The following is a 17,009-nucleotide window of genomic DNA, read 5'->3' on the forward strand; positions in this document are numbered from 1 at the left end:
CACGCCACCATGGCCTTACCGGACATGTCGGTTGTCCGCGCCGGCTTGGCAAGCCCCGCCGTGGCCGGCGGCGCGAAACGCCGTCGCCGGCGCCGGGCGGGGCGGCCGGGCTACCAGCCGTACTGGAAGGTGGCGCCGGTGCGGCCGCGGCCGCGCTGGACGACATGCGCCTCGGTGTTGCGGCCGAACTGGAACAGCCCGTAGGCGTTGCGCGCGCCGCGCTGGTCGAGCGTGCCGCTGTGGCCGTCGCCCTCCTGGTGCACGATGCCGCGGTTGCCGCGGCCGTCCTGGCGGATGCCGGCGCGGTTGCCGCGCCCGTTCTGGCGGATGGCGGCGCCGCTGCGCACGGCGTTGTAGGCGGAGTAGAGCTCCAGCCCGGTGCGCAGCGCGCGGCGCGATTCGGGGCTGTTGCCCTCGATGGTGATGCTGAAGGAGCCGCCGGCGGCCGCCGGCGTGGCGAGGCCGGCGGTGCCGAGCGTGGCGGCGATCAGACCGGCGGCGAGGGGGATCGTGGCGATGCGGGTCATGGTCGGGTCTCCATGGCGTGGGGCTTGCGGGTGGCGGCCGGTCCTTGCGGCCGTGTGCGCACCGTGGGGCGGTGCGGCTGAACCGGCGCGGAACCGGCCGTTCAGACTTCGTTTAGAAACCGGGCCGCGCGGGCGCGGGCGCCGAAACTCAAAGTGTTTCCAGGCGAGGTGGAAACCGGTTTTCCGTTCGGAAAACGTGTGAAAACAATGATTTGGAGCCGATCTGCGATCTCGTGAAAAGCAGATCGGCTCCAGAAGGCGGGTGCCGTGACCGGCGCGCGCTGTGGCGGGCCGTGCCGCGATGTGCCGTCAGACGCGGCCGCCGACCAGCGCCTCGCAGATGACGGTCTCGCCCGCCGCCTCGAGCGCCAGGCGCACCTCGTAGACGCCGTCGCTCAGCGTCACCCGGCCGAGCGCGGCCGGCGCGCGCGGGGCGGCGGAGAAGGCGCCGCCCTGGCTGATGCGCGCGCTGCCGGCGCCGCCGCCGCCGTCGACGCTCAGGCGGTAGCTGCCGGAAATCGCGGTGTCGCTGCTTGCCACGCCGCGGATCGTCGTCATGCCGCCGGCGCGCTCGCTCTCGATCGCGCAGGCGAACGGGGCGTCGTGTGCGCGGGCCGGCGTTGCCTGGTCCGTGCCGGCCGCCGCGACGCCGGCGAGCGCTGCGAGCGGCGCCAGCGCCAGGCCGGTGCGAAGGGATCGTCTTGCCATGATGGCCTCCATGGTTGGCGGCCGGCCGGCCCGCGGGCGGGCGGCCGGCCGGCGTGCCGGTCAGCGGCAGGTCTGGACGATCGCCGCCACGTTGCCGTTGCCGTTCTGCCGCGCCTCGGCGTCGCAGCCGCGGCCGACCTGGACACCGGCGGCGATGTTGCCGTTGCCGTCCTGGATGATGATCGCGTTGTGGTCGCGGCCGAACTGGCCGGCGCCGGCGGCGTTGTCGCGGCCGCGCTGGTCGGTGACGGCGCGGTTGCGGGCGCCGTCCTGGCCGATGGCGCTGAGATTGCGGCGGCCGCGCTGCTCGGCGACGGCGCCGTTGCGCCAGCCGTTCTGGTAGACGCCGATCTCGTTGTGCCGGCCGTCATGGCGGCCGCCGACGGAGTGGTTCCAGCCGTTCTGCTCGATCCAGATGCTGTTGGCCATGGCCGGGACGGAGGAAAGGCCGACGAGGACGGCGAGCGCGCCGGCGACGATGTGCTTGCGGGTCATGTTGTGCTCCGGGGTTGCGATACGTCGTTCGGGTGAACGTGGCGACCCTGGCAGGGCGCGGCGGAACGCGGGCTGAATCGGCCGTTCAGCGGGCGTTCACCGCCCCGCCGCGCCCGGGCGGCCGGGTCACCGGGCGGCCGCGCGGCGGCCGCCGGGCCGCATTGCCCCATCTTGCGGTTTCGCCTACATACGCCGCGACTTCACCTCTTCCCGCGTTCGAGACACGGAGTGCGACGCGCCCCATGGCACGCCAGTTCATCTATCACATGTCCGGCCTCTCCAAGGCCTACGGCCCCAAGAAGGTGCTGGAGAACGTCAACCTGTCGTTCTACCCCGACGCCAAGATCGGCATCCTCGGCCCGAACGGCGCCGGCAAGTCGACCGTGCTGCGCATCATGGCCGGCCTCGACAAGGAGTTTGCCGGCGAAGCGTGGCTCGCCGAGGGGGCGACCTCGGGCTATCTGCCGCAGGAGCCCGAGCTCGATCCGGCGCTCAACGTGATGGGCAACGTGATGGAGGGCGTGGCCGACAAGAAGGCCATCCTCGAGCGCTACAACGAGCTGATGATGAACTACTCGGACGAGACGGCCGAGGAGGCGTCGAAGCTGCAGGACGAGATCGACGCGAAGAACCTGTGGGATCTCGACAGCCAGGTCGAGATGGCCATGGAGGCGCTGCGCTGCCCGCCGGCCGAGGCCTCGATCGACAATCTGTCGGGCGGCGAGAAGCGCCGCGTGGCGCTGTGCCAGCTCCTGCTGCGCCAGCCCGACCTGCTGCTGCTCGACGAGCCGACCAACCACCTCGACGCCGAGACGACGGCGTGGCTGGAAAAGCACCTGCGCGAGTATCCCGGCGCCGTGCTGATCATCACCCACGACCGCTACTTCCTCGACAACGTGACGGGCTGGATCCTCGAGCTCGACCGCGGCCGCGGCATTCCCTACGAGGGCAACTACACCGCCTATCTGGAGAAGAAGGCCAAGCGCATGGCCCAGGAGGGCCGCGAGGAGGCGGCGCGGCAGAAGGCGCTGGAGCGCGAGCGCGAGTGGATCGCCGCCAGCCCGAAGGCGCGCCAGGCCAAGTCGAAGGCGCGCATCCGCGCCTATGACGAGCTGGTCAAGGCCGCCTCGGAACGGCGGCCGGGCGACGCGCAGATCATCATCCCGGCCGGCGAGCGGCTCGGCGACCAGGTGATCGAGCTCGACGGCGTGTCGAAGGGCTATGGCGACCGGCTGCTGATCGACGACCTGTCGTTCAAGCTGCCGCCCGGCGGCATCGTCGGCGTGATCGGCCCGAACGGCGCCGGCAAGACGACGCTGTTCCGCATGATGACCGGCCAGGAGACGCCCGACGGCGGCGAGATCCGCATCGGCGACACCGTCAAGCTCGGCTATGTCGACCAGAGCCGCGACGCGCTCGATCCCAACAAGACGGTGTGGGAGGAGATCTCCGGCGGCAACGACGTCATCAAGCTCGGCAAGCACGAGGTGAACTCGCGCGCCTACTGCTCCTCGTTCAACTTCAAGGGCGGCGACCAGCAGCAGAAGGTTGGCACGCTGTCGGGCGGCCAGCGCAACCGCGTGCACATGGCCAAGCTGCTGAAGGAAGGCGGCAACGTCATCCTGCTCGACGAGCCGACCAACGACCTCGACACCGAGACGCTGGCCGCGCTCGAGGACGCGCTCGAGGCGTTCGCCGGCTGCGCCGTCATCATCAGCCACGACCGCATGTTCCTCGACCGCCTGGCGACCCACATCCTCGCCTTCGAGGGCGACAGCCACGTCGAATGGTTCGAGGGCAATTTCGAGGACTACGAGGCCGACAAGGTGCGCCGCCTCGGCCCCGAAAGCGTCAACCCGCGCCGCGTCACCTACAAGCGGCTGACGCGATAGGGCCCGGCGCAGGCCCTCCGGCAGCGGCCGGCCGTGCCGCTGCCGCGCGCTGCTTTCCGGCGCCCGCCGTGAAACCTTATCGCGGCTGGCGCGTTTTGCGTCGGGATCCGGCACGGACCGGCTTTGGGGGTCTATGGCAGACGTGAACTTCGAGCGGCTCTTCGACGCGCTGTCGAGTCCGCACATGGTGATCGATCGCGAGTGGCGCTTCGTCGCGGCCAACGCCGCCTACGAGCGGGTCACCATGCGTCGGCGCGAGGAGCTGATGGGCCGCGGCCTGTTCGAGCTCTTTCCCAACGAGGGCGAGGGCGGCCGGCGCCTGAAGGCCTCCTTCAGCCGCGTCTTCGAGACCGGCGAGACCGACACCGTCGCATTCATCCCCTACGACATCCCGCGCCCCGAGGCGCAGGGCGGCGGCATGGAGAAGCGCTACTGGACGGCCACCCACATCCCGATCCGCGACGCCGGCGGCGCGGTTGCCTTCCTGATGCAGAACACGGTCGACGTGACCGACATCGTGCGGCTGCGCGAGGCGGCCAACCTGCCGTTCCGCTCCGGCGAAACGCAGCTCCTCGAGCGCGCCCGCGAGGCGGAGGAGCAGCACCGGGCGCTGATGGCCGAAAGTGCGGACTTCCGCCGCCTGTTCCAGCAGGCGCCGGGCTTCTTCGCCGTGCTGTCGGGCCCCGACCACGTCTTCACCTTCGCCAACGACGCCTATGCCAGGCTGGTCGGCGAGCGGGCGCTGGTCGGCAAGCCGGTGCGCGAGGCGCTGCCCGAGATCGAGGGGCAGGGCTTCCTCGAGATGCTCGACGCGGTCTACGCCAGCGGCGAGCCGGCCGGCGGCGAGGCGATGCGCGTGATGCTGCGCCGCACGCCGGGCCAGCCGCTGCAGGAAAGCTTCCTCGATTTCTCCTACGATGCCATCCGCGACGCGCACGGCCGCATCACCGGCGTGTTCGTGCAGGGCATGGACCGCACCGAGACGGTGCGCACCCAGCGCCGCCAGCGGCTGCTGCTCGACGAGCTCAACCACCGGGTCAAGAACACGCTGGCCTCGGTGCAGTCGATCGCCTCGCAGACGCTGCGCAGCGCGCCCGACCTCGCCACCGCGCGGCGCAGCTTCGAGGCGCGCATCATGGCGCTGTCGAACGCGCACAACCTCTTGAGCCGCGAGGAGTGGTCGAGCGCCGAGCTGCGCACGCTGCTCGACAACGGGCTGGCCGCCTATGACGAGAGCCGGCTCGAGCTCGACGGGCCGGCGGTCATGCTGACGCCCAAGGCCTCGATCGCCGTCGCGCTGGTCGTCCACGAGCTGGCGACCAACGCGGCCAAGTATGGCGCGCTGTCGAACGACACCGGCACGGTGGGGCTGCGCTGGCGCGTCGCCGCGGCCGGCGAAGGGCTCTCCGTCGAATGGCGCGAGCGCGGCGGACCGCCGGTCAGCCCGCCGACGCGGCGCGGCTTCGGCAGCCGCATCATCGAGGGGTTCGTCGCCGGCGAGCTCGGCGGCACCTGCGACGTCGACTATGCGCCGGAGGGCTTTTCGTGCCGGCTCGCGCTGCCCGGCGATGCGGTGCTGGGGGTGTGGCGATGAACGGCGGCGCGACGGGTCTTCAGGGCCTCAGGATCTTCGTCGTCGAGGACGAGGCGCTGGTGGCGATGAACCTCGAGATGATGCTCGAGGAGCTCGGCTGCGCGGTCGTCGGCCCGGCGATGCGCTTCGACGCGGCGGAGGCGATGCTGGCCGAGGGCGTGGCGGTGGACGCCGCCGTGCTCGACGTCAATGTCGGCGGCCGGCCGGTCTTCCCGCTCGCCGAGCGGCTCGCGGCGGCCGGCATCCCGGTCGTCTTCGCCACCGGCTACGGCCGCGAGGGGCTGGCGGAAGGCTGGGCGACGCGGCCGGTCCTGCAGAAGCCCTATCTGGCGGCCGATCTGGCGCGCGCTCTGCGTCGGGCGCTGGCGGACTGAGCGCCGCCCGGGCTCATTCGATGCGGCAGCAGAACGGGTAGAAGGGGCCGGACAACCCCGGCGCGGCCGTCGGCGCGAAGGTGAAGTCGTAGACCCGGTCGCTCTCGTCGGTGCAGCCGCCGGGCGTGTAGGCGATGCTGCCGGCCACCGGATGGCTGGTCTCGAAGACCCATGGCGCCTGGCCGGAGAAGGCCACGGTGCCGGGCGTCGTCGCGATGTCGGCGCCGGAGAACGCGTCGATGAAGTTGGCCGTCATCGTCTCGCCGGAACACACGAGCTCGACCGCCCAGTTGGGCTCGAAGCCGGGGCAGATCATGCGCTGGCCGAGCGGCACCAGCCCCTCGCAGGACAGGTCGGCGGCGGCGAGCGGCGCGGCGAGAAGCGGCAGAGCGACGAGCGCGCCGGCGGCGCGGCGGGCAAAGCGGGTGGTGGCAGGCATGCGGGCATCCTCCGTCACAGGCCGTCATGCTCCCCGTCTGCGCGCAACGATACGCCAGGCCCTGTTGCCGGTAAAGCGCACCGGCCCGCCGATGGCGCGGCGCGGCGGCGAATCTTCGGGCCGCGGCCTTGACTTGCGCTTTACCTCCCATAAACCCTGTTGCGGCAAGGTCGAGGCTGGACGTTCCGGTCTCCGGCCCACGAGCAGGCAAGACAATGCTACAGCGCACCGACAAGCGCGACGCCGCCGCCGTCGCCAACGCGCAAAGGCCGCTGGCCCGCGTGTGCGTCAGCGGCATCGGCGCCGAAATCCCCGAGGCCTTCATCACCAACGAGGAGCTGGTCGACAGCTTCAACCGCTGGGTCGACGCGGAGAACGCGCGGCGGCAGGGCGACGGCCGGCCGCTGCTCGACAAATCCGATACCGAGTTCATCGACTACGCCTCGGGCATCCGCGAGCGCCACGTGCTCGACCGCGCGGGCATCCTCGACCCCGAGCGGATGGCGCCGCGCATTCCCGCGCGCGGCGACGACGAGCTGTCGGTGATGGCCGAGTTCGGCGTCGCGGCGGCGCGCAAGGCGCTGGCCCATGCCGGCACCGCGCCCGAGGACGTCGACATGGTGATCTGCGCGGCCTCGCATCACCAGCGGCCCTATCCGGCGCTCGGCATCGAGATCCAGAACGCGCTCGGCTGCGGCGGCGCCGGCTTCGACATGGGGCTCGGCTGCTCCTCGGCGCTGGCCGGGCTGCACGTGGCGACCAACCTGGTGCGCACCGGCGCGCAGAAGCGCGTGCTCGTCGTCACGCCGGAGATCGTCACCGGCCATCTGAACTTCCGCGACCGGCAGACCCACTTCATCTTCGGCGACGCCTCGGTGGCGATGCTGGTCGAGGGCATGGAGGGGGACGCCGAGCGGCCGGGCCGCTTCGAGATCGTCGACACGCGCTGCTGGACGCAGTTCTCCAACAACATCCGCTCGAATTTCGGCTTCCTCAACCGCGCCGCCCAGGACGACACCTCGGTCGTCCACATGGACGGCAACATGATCAAGCAGGTCGGCAACAAGGTCTTCAAGGAGGTGACCGTCGCCGGCCACCGCTTCATCGTCGACTTCCTGGCCGAGCACGGCCACACGCCGCACACCATCCGCCGCTTCTGGCTGCACCAGGCCAATGCGCGCATGAACGCGATGATCCTCAAGCTGTCATTCGGCCATACGGTCGACCACGACCGCGCGCCGATGGTGCTGGAGCGGCTCGGCAACACGGCGGCCGCCGGCGCGATCGTGGCGCTGTCGGAAAACCACGCCGACATGGCGCGCGACGAGTACGGGCTTTTGTGCGCCTTCGGCGCCGGCTACTCGATCGGCGGCGCGCTGATGCGCATGATGTGACGGCCGCCGGCGCGCGACGCGCCGCGGGGCATGGGGGCGGCCGATGCGCGATCCGCTGGCCAGGCGCGACGACGAGCCGGAGGTCCTGCCGGGGCGCAAGCTCGCCGGCCGGGTGACGGAAACCCTCGTCGCTCCCTTCGACCATTTCGAGACCCGCGCCGTGCCCGAGCTGCGGCTGAGCTTCGCGGGAATCGAGGGCGATCTCCATGCCGGCCTGACGCGGCGCGCGGGCGGCCGCGAGCCGTGGTATCCGCGCGGCACCGAGATGCGCAACGCGCGTCAGCTTTCCATCGTCGCCGGCGACGAGCTGGCGCGCATCGCCGCGGCGATGGGCCTGCGCGCGGTCGAGCCGCACTGGCTCGGCGCCAATCTGGTGATCGACGGCGTGCCGGCGCTGTCGATGCTGCCCGCCGGCACGCTCTTCTTCTTCTCCGGCGGGGCGACGCTCAAGGTCGACGGGCAGAACGCCCCGTGCCGCGTCGCCGGACGCGCGGTGGCCGAGCATGCCCGCATGGCCGACCGCGAGGCGGGGGCACTGCTGTTCGCCCGGGTGGCGCGGCGGCTGCGCGGCCTCGTCGCCTGGGTGGAGAAGCCGGGCACCATCGCGCCGGGCGAGGCGGTGTCGGTGCGCGTGCCCGAGCAGTGGATCTACCGGCCCTGACCGCGGCGGTCGACCGGGTCGGCGGCGCTCAGTCGCCGTCGTCGTCGGCGTCGGGGTCGAGCAGCCGGGTGGCGCGCCAGGCGGTCAGCACGCGGTTGATGTCGTCGACCACGAAGAAGCGCGCCGCGTCGCGGTCGTAGCCGTCGTCGAGCAGCGCGTCGTAGTCGGTGTGGGCGTGGCGCACATGGCTGACGGTGGCCAGCCAGACGGCGATCGCCGGCGGCAGGTCGCGCATGTGCCGGGCGCCGGCCTGGGCGCGGATCGCCTCGATGTCGGCGAGCGGCGCGAGCGGCAGCAGCGCCGTCAGCGCCTTGGCGATGGCGCGCTGGCGGCCGGTGCGCGCCGTCACCGGCGGCCGTCGTCGGCGGGGCGCGCGGCTTCGGGAAAGGCGTCGATGGAGGCGAAATAGGGCTTGATGTCGAGCAGCGGCGTGCCGTCGAGCACGTCGATGGCGTCGAGGTGCAGCACGCCCGCCGCCGCGTCGAGCGCCTCGAGCCGGGCCACATGCATGCCGATCGGATTGGGCCGCACCGGCGAGCGCAGGGCGAAGACGCCGCGCGCCACCGCGGCGTGCTTCGGATGCTGCACGATCAGGTCGCGGCCGGCGCGGTCGAACCAGGTCAGCAGCACCACATGGCTGAAGCGCTCCAGCCCGGCAAGCCCGGCCCGGAAGGGCGCGGCGACCTCGACCCGGCCGGCGCCGCCGCGCTCGCGCGCCTGGCTCATGTTCTTCGGGCAGTCCTCGCGCCGCGTCCAGGGCGAGCGCACGCGGCCGATGAACACGACCGAGGCATCGCCCGGCGCGGCGGCCGGATCGTCGGCGAGCCGCAGCTCGCCGGGGCGCGGCGGGCTGTCTTGCGGCGCCTGCTTGTCAGACATGGCAATTCGATATAAACATATGTTTATGTCTTTTCGGAGCTGGGAATGCTGACGCGCCGCGCGATCGATTTCGACACCATGGTTGATACCCTGAAGGCGGCCGCCGAATCCAGCCGCCTGCGCATCCTGGTGCTGCTCGCGCAGGGCGATCTCACCGTGTCGGATCTGACCGAGATCCTCAACCAGTCGCAGCCGCGCGTCTCGCGCCATCTGCGGCTGTTGCTCGATGCCGAGCTCATCGCGCGCTACCAGGAGGGCTCCTGGGCCTATTTCCGGCTGTCCGACGGCGAGGCGGCGCGCGAGTTCGTGCACGGCGTGGTGGCGCGGCTCGACCCGGCCGACGGCCAGCTCGAGCGCGACCGCGAGCGGCTGGCCGCCGTCAAGCGGCGGCGCCAGGAGCGCGCGGCGGAGTTCTTCCGCGAGAACGCCGCGCGCTGGGACCAGATCCGCTCGCTGCACGTCGCCGACCAGGCGGTCGAGACGGCGCTGACGGCGCTGGTCGGCGCGCGGCCGTTCGGCTCGATGGTCGATCTGGGCACCGGCACCGGCCGGCTTCTCGTCCTGCTGGCGCCGCTCTACCAGCGCGGCGTCGGCATCGACTTCTCGCGCGAGATGCTGGCGGTGGCGCGCGCCAATCTCGACCGCGCCGGGGTGACGCACGCCCAGGTGCGGCTCGGCGACATCGTCGACCCGCCGGTGGAGCGCGGCGCGCACGACCTGGTGACCATGCACCAGGTGCTGCACTACGCCGAGGACCCGGCACGCGCGCTGCTCGAGGCCGCCCGCCTGCTGCGCCCGGCCGGGCGGCTGATCGTCGTCGACTTCGCGCCGCACGCGCTCGAGTTCCTGCGCGAGGAGCACGCCCATCTGCGGCTCGGCTTCGCCGACGCGCAGATGGCCGAGTGGCTCGACGAGGCGGGCCTCGACCTCGAGGCCGTCGAAGACTTCGCGCCGCGCGGCGACGCCGCCGCCGGCCTGACCGTGAAACTGTGGCTGGCCCGCGACCGGCGTCTGCTCGTTGCCGACGACGCCGAGACGCCGCGGGCCGGCGAACCGGAGAAAGCCTGATGTCCCAATTCCGCCTCTCCCGCCGGCCCGACATCGGCGACAAGGTGCGGGTGTCGTTCGAGTTCTTCCCGCCCAAGACGGACGAGATGGAAGAGCGGCTGTGGCAGACGGTGAGCCGCCTGCGCCCGCTCAACCCGCATTTCGTCTCCGTCACCTACGGGGCGGGCGGCACGACGCGCGAGCGCACCGCGCGCACCGTGCGCCGCATCCTGACGGAGACCGACCTGACGCCGGCCGCGCATCTGACCTGCGTCGACGCCTCGCGCGCCGAGGTCGACGCGGTGATCGGCGATTTCGCGGCGATGGGCGTGCAGCGCTTCGTGGCGCTGCGCGGCGATCCGCCGGAGGGCGTCGGCGCGGCCTACCGGCCGCATCCGCAGGGCTATGCCAACGGTGCCGAGCTGGTCGGCGGGCTGCGGGCGCTCGGCGATTTCGACATCTCGGTCTCCGCCTATCCCGAAAAGCACCCCGAAAGTCCGGACTTCGCCACCGACATCGAGATGCTGAAGCGCAAGGTGGATGCCGGCGCCACGCGGGCCATCACCCAGTTCTTCTTCGACAACGACGTCTACGAGCGCTACGTCGAGCGGGCGCGGCGCGCCGGCATCTACATCCCGATCGTGCCGGGCATCCTGCCGGTGCACAATTTCCGCCAGGTGGCGAACTTCTCGGCGCGCTGCGGCGCGCATGTGCCGGCGTGGCTGGCCGAGCGCTTCGAGGGGCTGGAGAACGACCCGCAGACCCATGCGCTGATCGCCGCGGCGGTGGCGGCCGAGCAGGTGCTCGACCTGGTCGAGCGCGGCGTGTTCGATTTCCACTTCTACACGATGAACCGGGCCGACTTGGTGTTCGCCATCTGCCACATGATCGGCATCCGCGCCGGTCAGCCGGGCGCCCAGGCGCAGCCCGCGGCGGCCTGAGGCGGCGTCGCGCCGGCCTGCGACGGCACGCGTCCGACAGCACGAAGGGCCGGTCGATGCCGGCCCCTCGCCATGTCTGCGGATCTTCTTGCCGTTGTTCCCGGCCGGTCGTCGGTGGCTTCGCGCTTCCGGGTCTTGCGATGCTTGAGCCCGATTCTCGTCTTCAGCCCGATTCTCGTCTTCCGGCGACCGTCCTGTCCGATTGCTGCTTGCGGTGGTTGTTCGTGGGGCCGACGCGCGGGCGCGGCGGCCGGTCTCCTGTGCGGGCGCCGCCTAGGGCAGGACCCCGATGATCAGGGCGCCGACGACGGCGAATGCGGCACACAGCATGAGCGCATTAAGCGGCCTTGTCAGTCCCATTGCACAGCCTCCTCTCTGCAGAATGGACCCTTGAATCTAGACCGCTTTGGCGGCCCCGCAAGAAGAAATTATGCTGCAATGCGAGAGGGTTGGGAAAAGCTGTGCCCGGCCGCCGCCTTGCGCGTTGAAATCGCTCGCGAAACGGTGTCGTTCACGGGCTGTTAACGGCTGTCGCCGGGCGTGCGGGCGCGGCGAGCAGCCCTTCGAGCCAGTGGGCGACCGAAAGCGCGGTGCGGTCGCGGCCGAAGCGGGCGATCACCTGCACGCCGAGCGGCAGGCCGGCGGCGTCGGTCAGCCCCGGCACGGCGACGCAGGGGTTGCCGGTCAGCGTCCACAGCTTGTTGAACAGCGGATCGCCGGTCGTCTCGAGCCCGGCCGGCGCCGCGCCCGGCGCTGCCGGCGCGATCAGCACGTCGTGGTCGGCGAACAGGGTGCCGGCGATGTGGCGGCCGCGCCGGGCGAGCGCGCGGGCGCGGTCATAGGCCTCGGGCGCGATGGCGAAGCCGGCCTCCAGCGTCTCGCGCAGCACCGGGCTCAGGCGCGCGGCGTGCAGCGCAAAATCGCCGGCGAGCGCGCGCGCGGCCTCGTGATTCTGCACCGTGGCGTGCGCCTCGCGCGCGGCGGCGAGCGCCTCGGGCTCGTCGGCGGCGGCGAGCTGCGCGCCGGCCGCCTCGGCCAGCGCGGCCGCGCGCTCGACCGCATCGCGCATCGCCGCGCTCGCCCGCTGCCAGATCGCGCCGCGATAGACACCGATGCGCAGGGCCGGCGCGTCGACCGGCTCGACGGCGAGCGGGCGGCCGGTCAGCGCGGCGGCGAACGCCGCCACGTCGGCCACGCCGGCGGCGAAGAAGCCGACCGTGTCGAGCGACCAGGAGAAGGTCTTCATGCCGGTCGCCGGCACCAGGCGGAAGCTCGGCTTGTAGCCGGCCACGCCGCAGAAGGAGGCCGGGCGGATCACCGAGCCGCCGGTCTGGGTGCCGATGGCCGCGGGGATCATGCCCGCGGCGACGGCCGCCGCCGAGCCCGACGACGAGCCGCCGGGCGTGTGGGCGGGGTCGTGCGGGTTGACCGTGCGGCCGGGCTGGAGGAAGGCGTATTCCGTCGTCACCGTCTTGCCGACGACCGTGGCGCCGGCGCTCCGCGCCATGGCGACGACCGCCGCGTCGACCGGCGGCCGGTGGCCGGCGAAGACCGGCGAGCCGTAGGTGGTCGGCAGGTCGTGCGTGTCGAAGATGTCCTTGACGCCGAGCGCGATGCCGGCGAGCGGGCCGCCGGCGCGCGCGGCCGCGGCGAGCGCGGCATCGCGCGGGGCGAGCGCCTCGAAGGCGCCGATCTGCGCCTCGCGCGCGGCGATCTCCTCGAGGCTCTGCGCCACCGCCGCCTCGGCCGTCAGCCTGTCCGCCTCGATCGCCGCGCGAAGCGCCAGAAACGATTGCATGGCCATCCCCCTGTTCCGCTCCGCTCAGCTATCGCCGGGCGAACAGCCGGCCGTCAATGGTGAGCAGGCCGAGGCCGATCAGCGCCATGCCGGCGATCTCGTAGCCGGCGAGCCGCTCGCCGAGCAGCAGCGTGCCGAGCAGCAGGGCGCTGACCGGCACCACGAGGGTGACCAGCGAGGCGTTGGTGGCGCCGGCCGAGGCGACGATGCGGAAATAGAGGATGTAGGCGAAGGCCGTCGACAGCACCGCGAGGCCGACGATCGCCGCCCAGGTGCCGCCGCCGACGGCGAACAGGGCGGCCGGCTGGTGCAGCGCCAGCACGACCGGCAGCATGACCGCCGTCGAGGCGGTGAGCTGGCCGGTCGCCACCAGCGGCGCCGGCACGCCGCGGAAGCGCCGCGCGTAGAGGAAGGCGAAGGCATAGGCGACCGCCGCACCGAGCAGGCACAGCTTGGCCCACAGCGGCCCGCCGAGCCCCGAGACGAGGCCCGGCGCCAGCATCACCGCGGTGCCGGCAATGCCGATGCCGATGCCGGCGGCCTTGCGCGCCGACAGCTTCTCGTCGGCCGTCAGCCGGTCGGCGATCAGCGCTGTCCAGAACGGGGTCGTGGCGTTGAGCACCGAGGCGAGCCCCGCGCCGAGTGCCGTCTGGCCGGCGAAGATCAGCGAGAAGGGCAGGGCGTTGTTGAGAAAGCCCATCACGAGAAAGCGCCCGGCCAGCCGCCGGTCGGGGCGGAAGGCGGGGCCGCGCACGGCCAGCCAGAGCTGCAGCACGGCCGCGGCGATGGCGACGCGGAACAGCACCAGCGCCAGCGGCGGCATCTCGGCCACCGCGATGCGGGCGAAGAAGAAGGAACCGCCCCACACCGCGCCGAGCGTCAGGATCATTGCCCAGTCGCGCGCCGCGATCGGTGCCGCGACCTTCCTTTCGCCCGATGTCGTCGTCATTCACCACGCCTCCGTTCCGCTGCCGTCACCCCGATGTCGTGCGCGCGACGCTAGGCTGGCCGGCGCGTCCCGCGCCACCCGATTTGCGACCGGACCCGCGGCGGCGCGTTTACAACGGGGGCAAAGGTTCTAGGCTTCCCGGGACGGCAGGGAGATTTCATGCAGCGATTCGACGACGCCCGACACGCCGCGCTGGAGATGCGGCCCGACCAGCCGGTCTACTGCTTCCGGCCGGAGGTGCTGAAGGCCGATGCGCGGCGCTTCATGGCGCTGTTTTCCGGCAAGACCGCCTATGCGGTGAAGACCAACGGCGAGCCCATGGTGCTGAAGACGCTGGCCGAGGCCGGCGTCCGCGCCTTCGACGTCGCCTCGCCGGCCGAGTTCGCCGCCGTGCGCGGCGTCGCGCCGGATGCCGAGATGCTCTACATGCACCCGGTCAAGGCGCAGTCCGACATCCGCCTGGCGCTGGAAGGCTACGGCATCCGCACCATCGCCGTCGACCACGAGGACGAGGTGACCAAGCTCACCCGCGTGGTGCGCGCGCTCGACGTAGACCCCGGCGGCCTCACCGTGTTCGTGCGGCTGCAGACCAAGGGCCATGCCGCCTACGAGCTGTCGAAGAAGTTCGGCGCGGCGCCGGCGCAGGCGGTCGAGCTGCTGCGCCGGCTGGCGCGCACCGGCTACCGCGTCGGCCTGTGCTTCCACGTCGGCAGCCAGATCGAGGATCCCGACACCTACGAGCGGGCGCTCGCCTCGGCCGACTGGGTGCGCAACCGGGCCGGCGTGCCGCTCGCCGCGCTCGACGTGGGCGGCGGCTTTCCCGCCGAATACGGCCACGACCCCAACCGCAGGAAGCCGGTGCTGCCCTCGCTCGAGGAGATCATGGCGCGGCTCGACGCCGACATCGCCGAATGGGGCTTCGACGACCTGCCGCTGGTCGCCGAGCCGGGCCGGGTGATCGTGGCGCGCGCCTTCTCGCTGATCGTGCGCGTGCTGCTGCGCAAGGGCCGGCGGCTCTACATCAACGACGGCATCTGGGCCTCGCTGTCGGATTCGTGGACCGGCAAGATCACGCTGCCGGCCCGCTTCATCGCCGATCCGGCGATCCGCAGCCGCAACGGCGACCCGGCCAACATCGTGCCGTTCCGGGTGTGCGGGGCGACCTGCGATTCGGTCGACATCCTGTCGCGGCCGTTCTGGCTGCCGGAGACGGTCGACACCGGCGACTGGATCGAGATCGGCCATATCGGCGCCTATTCCATGGCGCTGCGCACCCGCTTCAACGGCTTCTATCCCGACACCTTCGTGGAGGTGACGACGCCGTTCGACGAGGGCAGCGCGCCCGAGGGCTTCGCCAGCCTCGAGACCATGGCGGACTAGAACCGATCTGCTTTTCACGGCATCGCGGATCGGCTCCAAGTCATTGTCTTGACGCGTTTGCGAACGGCGAGCCGGTTTCCACCGTGCCTGGAAACGCTCCAGGCTCCGCCGGCCGGCGGAGCGCCGCGCGGCATGGCAGGTCTGCACCACGCGCATGGCTGCCTTGACGGCGGGAACGCCGCCGCTTCACGGAGTGTTAACGCGCTGTAACCGCTGAAAGGGAGGCAGGTTATGGCTAGCAACTCCGCAGCAAGCGCCAACCAGGTGCCGAACTGGATCGCCCTGATCCTGGCGGTATGGCTGTTCATAGCGCCGTGGATCCTGCCGGCCGTCGCGGCGGGCGCCTGGGCATGGAACGCCTGGATCGTCGCCGTCATCGTCGGCGCGCTCGCCGTCGGCGCCATGGCCAGGATGGCCGAGTGGGAGGAGTGGGCGAACCTGGTGCTGGGCGCCTGGCTGTTCGTCTCGCCCTGGGCGCTCGCCTATGCGGCCGAGCAGAGCGCGGCCTGGAACGCCTATATCGTCGGCCTGCTGCTGATCGCCGTGGCGGTCTGGGGCATCGTCGCCGCCCGGCAGGACGAAGGCGCAGGCACCGCCGGCTGAGCGCGCGCGCGAGCGGCCGCCGCGACCCGCATGACAGGCCGCCTCCGGCGGGGCGCGGCCGGGCTTTCGGCCGCCCGTTTGGCGCCGACCGCCGGCGGACGGCCCGGCCTCAGAGATTGGCGAGCAGCGCCGGCGTCGGCCAGCCGTCGGCCGGAAAGCCGAGGCGGAGCTGTTCCCGGCGCACCGCCTCGCGCGTCTTGACCCCGAGGATGCCGTCGACGCCGCCGACGTCGTGGCCGCGCGCCTTGAGCTTGGTCTGCAGCTGCTTCATCGTCTCGGGCGCCAGGCCGGGCTCCGGGTTCTGCCGGTCGAAGCGCGGCGCGCCGGCGAAGCGGCGCGCGAGCTGGGCCGCCGTCAGCGTGTAGATCAGCGACTCGTTCCACTCCAGATAGACGTCGTAGTTGGGGTAGACGAGGAAGGCCGGCCCCTTGTGGCCCATCGGCAGCACCACGCCGGCCGGCAGGTCGTCGGCCGGCAGCGGGCTGCCGTCGCGCAGGGTCACGCCGAGCGCGGCCCATTGCGCGCGCGGCTTGGCGTTGACGCGACCGGTCTCGGCCCAGGGCAGGTCGGCCGGCACGCGGATCTCGTCCATCCACGGCTCGCCGGCGCGCCAGCCGAGCGCGCGGATCTTGTTGGCAGCCGTCAGGATGGCGTCGGGCTTGCTGGCCTTGAGGTCGATGCGGCCGTCGCCGTCGCCGTCGACGCCCTTCTCGATGTAGTCGCTCGGCAGCATCTGCATCTGGCCGATCTCGCCCGCCCACGCACCCTCGACGCCGGCCGGCACCACGCCGCGGTCGATCAGCTTGAGCAGCGCGACGAGCTGCGGGCGGAAGATCTCCGGCCGGCGGCAGTCGTGCGCCAAGGTCGTCAGCGCATTGAGGGTGGAGAAGTCGCCCTGCACGGCGCCGAAATCGGTCTCCAGCGCCCAGAAGGCGGTGATGACCGGGCCGGGCACGCCGAACTCCGATTCCGCCCGCGCGAAGGTGTCGGCGTAGCGGCGCAGATTGGCCGCGCCGTTCGTCAGCCGGTAGTCGTTGATCATGCGGCCGGCGAATTCGTTGAAGGTCTGGGTGAAGACGCGCTGGCCGCGGTCGAAGTCGATGACGCGCTGATCGAGCCGCGCCTGCGCCAGCGCGTCGAGGCCGCGCCGGCCGACGCCGGCCGCCTCGGCCTCGGCGCGCACGCCGGCGCGCCACTGGGCGAAGTCGCCGCCGCATTGCTGCGCTGCGGCGGGGGTGGCGAGGGCGGCGGCGAGCGCGGCCGCGCAGAGGATCGGGGTCGGTCTCATCGCTTGCTCCTGTCTGGCAAGATGGGGGCTTTGGCCGCCG

General features: G+C 72.0%; 18 protein-coding genes. 9 read left to right on the forward strand and 9 right to left on the reverse strand.

Translation table 11 applies throughout. The features are described from left to right. Window positions 1-110 precede the first annotated feature (110 nt). The 3 genes from N1F89_RS11505 to N1F89_RS11515 form a co-directional block, all read right to left on the reverse strand. Window positions 111-527, reverse strand: a complete 417-nt coding sequence (locus N1F89_RS11505) for a curlin (RefSeq protein WP_290084235.1) — start codon at window positions 525-527, stop codon at window positions 111-113. 309 nt (window positions 528-836) lie between these two features. Continuing rightward, on the reverse strand, window positions 837-1,235 hold the full coding sequence (gene csgH / locus N1F89_RS11510) for a curli-like amyloid fiber formation chaperone CsgH (RefSeq protein ID WP_290084236.1): 399 nt from the start codon (window positions 1,233-1,235) through the stop codon (window positions 837-839). 60 nt (window positions 1,236-1,295) lie between these two features. Beyond that, window positions 1,296-1,730 (reverse strand): curlin, encoded by a 435-nt coding sequence (locus tag N1F89_RS11515; protein ID WP_290084237.1) that lies wholly within the window; start codon window positions 1,728-1,730, stop codon window positions 1,296-1,298. 242 nt (window positions 1,731-1,972) lie between these two features. Here N1F89_RS11515 and ettA point away from each other — a divergent pair, with 242 nt between their 5' ends. The 3 genes from ettA to N1F89_RS11530 all read left to right on the forward strand — a co-directional run bounded on the left by ettA (window position 1,973) and on the right by N1F89_RS11530 (window position 5,590). Beyond that, window positions 1,973-3,622, forward strand: a complete 1,650-nt coding sequence (gene ettA / locus N1F89_RS11520; protein ID WP_290084238.1) for an energy-dependent translational throttle protein EttA — start codon at window positions 1,973-1,975, stop codon at window positions 3,620-3,622. 133 nt (window positions 3,623-3,755) lie between these two features. After that, the gene (locus tag N1F89_RS11525) at window positions 3,756-5,216 is read left to right on the forward strand and encodes an HWE histidine kinase domain-containing protein (RefSeq protein WP_290084239.1); all 1,461 of its coding nucleotides are present in this window, start codon (window positions 3,756-3,758) and stop codon (window positions 5,214-5,216) included. Further along, a complete protein-coding gene (locus N1F89_RS11530) occupies window positions 5,213-5,590 on the forward strand; it encodes a response regulator (protein ID WP_290084240.1) in 378 nt (125 codons plus the stop codon). The genes N1F89_RS11525 and N1F89_RS11530 overlap by 4 nt, the downstream gene beginning before the upstream one ends. A 13-nt stretch (window positions 5,591-5,603) precedes the next feature. Here the strand turns inward: N1F89_RS11530 and N1F89_RS11535 are convergent, their stop codons facing one another. Further along, window positions 5,604-6,029, reverse strand: coding sequence for a hypothetical protein (locus N1F89_RS11535; RefSeq protein WP_290084241.1), 426 nt, complete (start codon window positions 6,027-6,029; stop codon window positions 5,604-5,606). Window positions 6,030-6,244: 215 nt separating this feature from the next. Between N1F89_RS11535 and N1F89_RS11540 the strand changes: the two genes are divergently transcribed. Together N1F89_RS11540 and N1F89_RS11545 are read left to right on the forward strand one after the other, a co-directional pair. Continuing rightward, window positions 6,245-7,423, forward strand: a complete 1,179-nt coding sequence (locus tag N1F89_RS11540) for a beta-ketoacyl-ACP synthase III (RefSeq protein ID WP_290084242.1) — start codon at window positions 6,245-6,247, stop codon at window positions 7,421-7,423. 43 nt (window positions 7,424-7,466) lie between these two features. Further along, the gene (locus tag N1F89_RS11545; protein WP_290084243.1) at window positions 7,467-8,084 is read left to right on the forward strand and encodes an MOSC domain-containing protein; all 618 of its coding nucleotides are present in this window, start codon (window positions 7,467-7,469) and stop codon (window positions 8,082-8,084) included. A 28-nt stretch (window positions 8,085-8,112) separates the two neighbouring features. Here the strand turns inward: N1F89_RS11545 and N1F89_RS11550 are convergent, their stop codons facing one another. Both N1F89_RS11550 and tsaA read right to left on the reverse strand, forming a co-directional pair. Beyond that, window positions 8,113-8,433 carry a DUF2293 domain-containing protein gene (locus N1F89_RS11550; RefSeq protein WP_290084244.1) on the reverse strand — a complete coding sequence of 107 codons (321 nt, stop codon included), beginning with the start codon at window positions 8,431-8,433 and terminating at the stop codon, window positions 8,113-8,115. Further along, on the reverse strand, window positions 8,430-8,963 hold the full coding sequence (tsaA, locus tag N1F89_RS11555) for a tRNA (N6-threonylcarbamoyladenosine(37)-N6)-methyltransferase TrmO (RefSeq protein WP_290084245.1): 534 nt from the start codon (window positions 8,961-8,963) through the stop codon (window positions 8,430-8,432). The genes N1F89_RS11550 and tsaA overlap by 4 nt, the downstream gene beginning before the upstream one ends. A gap of 45 nt (window positions 8,964-9,008) precedes the next feature. Between tsaA and N1F89_RS11560 the strand changes: the two genes are divergently transcribed. Beyond that, on the forward strand, window positions 9,009-10,031 hold the full coding sequence (locus N1F89_RS11560; protein WP_290084246.1) for a metalloregulator ArsR/SmtB family transcription factor: 1,023 nt from the start codon (window positions 9,009-9,011) through the stop codon (window positions 10,029-10,031). Continuing rightward, on the forward strand, window positions 10,031-10,951 hold the full coding sequence (gene metF, locus N1F89_RS11565) for a methylenetetrahydrofolate reductase [NAD(P)H] (RefSeq protein ID WP_290084247.1): 921 nt from the start codon (window positions 10,031-10,033) through the stop codon (window positions 10,949-10,951). Before N1F89_RS11560 ends, metF begins: the two co-directional genes overlap by 1 nt. Window positions 10,952-11,462: 511 nt before the next feature. Here metF and N1F89_RS11570 read toward each other — a convergent pair. Continuing rightward, on the reverse strand, window positions 11,463-12,749 hold the full coding sequence (locus tag N1F89_RS11570) for an amidase (RefSeq protein ID WP_290084248.1): 1,287 nt from the start codon (window positions 12,747-12,749) through the stop codon (window positions 11,463-11,465). A gap of 28 nt (window positions 12,750-12,777) precedes the next feature. Continuing rightward, complete coding sequence (locus N1F89_RS11575) at window positions 12,778-13,698, reverse strand: DMT family transporter (protein ID WP_290084249.1); 921 nt, start codon at window positions 13,696-13,698, stop codon at window positions 12,778-12,780. Window positions 13,699-13,857: 159 nt separating this feature from the next. Between N1F89_RS11575 and N1F89_RS11580 the strand changes: the two genes are divergently transcribed. Together N1F89_RS11580 and N1F89_RS11585 are read left to right on the forward strand one after the other, a co-directional pair. Beyond that, on the forward strand, window positions 13,858-15,078 hold the full coding sequence (locus tag N1F89_RS11580; RefSeq protein WP_290084250.1) for an alanine racemase: 1,221 nt from the start codon (window positions 13,858-13,860) through the stop codon (window positions 15,076-15,078). A gap of 231 nt (window positions 15,079-15,309) precedes the next feature. After that, window positions 15,310-15,681, forward strand: coding sequence for an SPW repeat protein (locus N1F89_RS11585; protein WP_290084251.1), 372 nt, complete (start codon window positions 15,310-15,312; stop codon window positions 15,679-15,681). 109 nt (window positions 15,682-15,790) lie between these two features. On the opposite strand, the gene N1F89_RS11590 is transcribed toward N1F89_RS11585, so the two are convergent. After that, window positions 15,791-16,969, reverse strand: coding sequence for a lytic murein transglycosylase (locus tag N1F89_RS11590; protein ID WP_290084252.1), 1,179 nt, complete (start codon window positions 16,967-16,969; stop codon window positions 15,791-15,793). Between the last annotated feature and the right edge of the window lie 40 nt (window positions 16,970-17,009).

It is taken from the genome of Aquibium sp. A9E412, from assembly GCF_030398335.1.
In the GTDB taxonomy this organism is placed as follows: Bacteria; Pseudomonadota; Alphaproteobacteria; order Rhizobiales; family Rhizobiaceae; genus A9E412.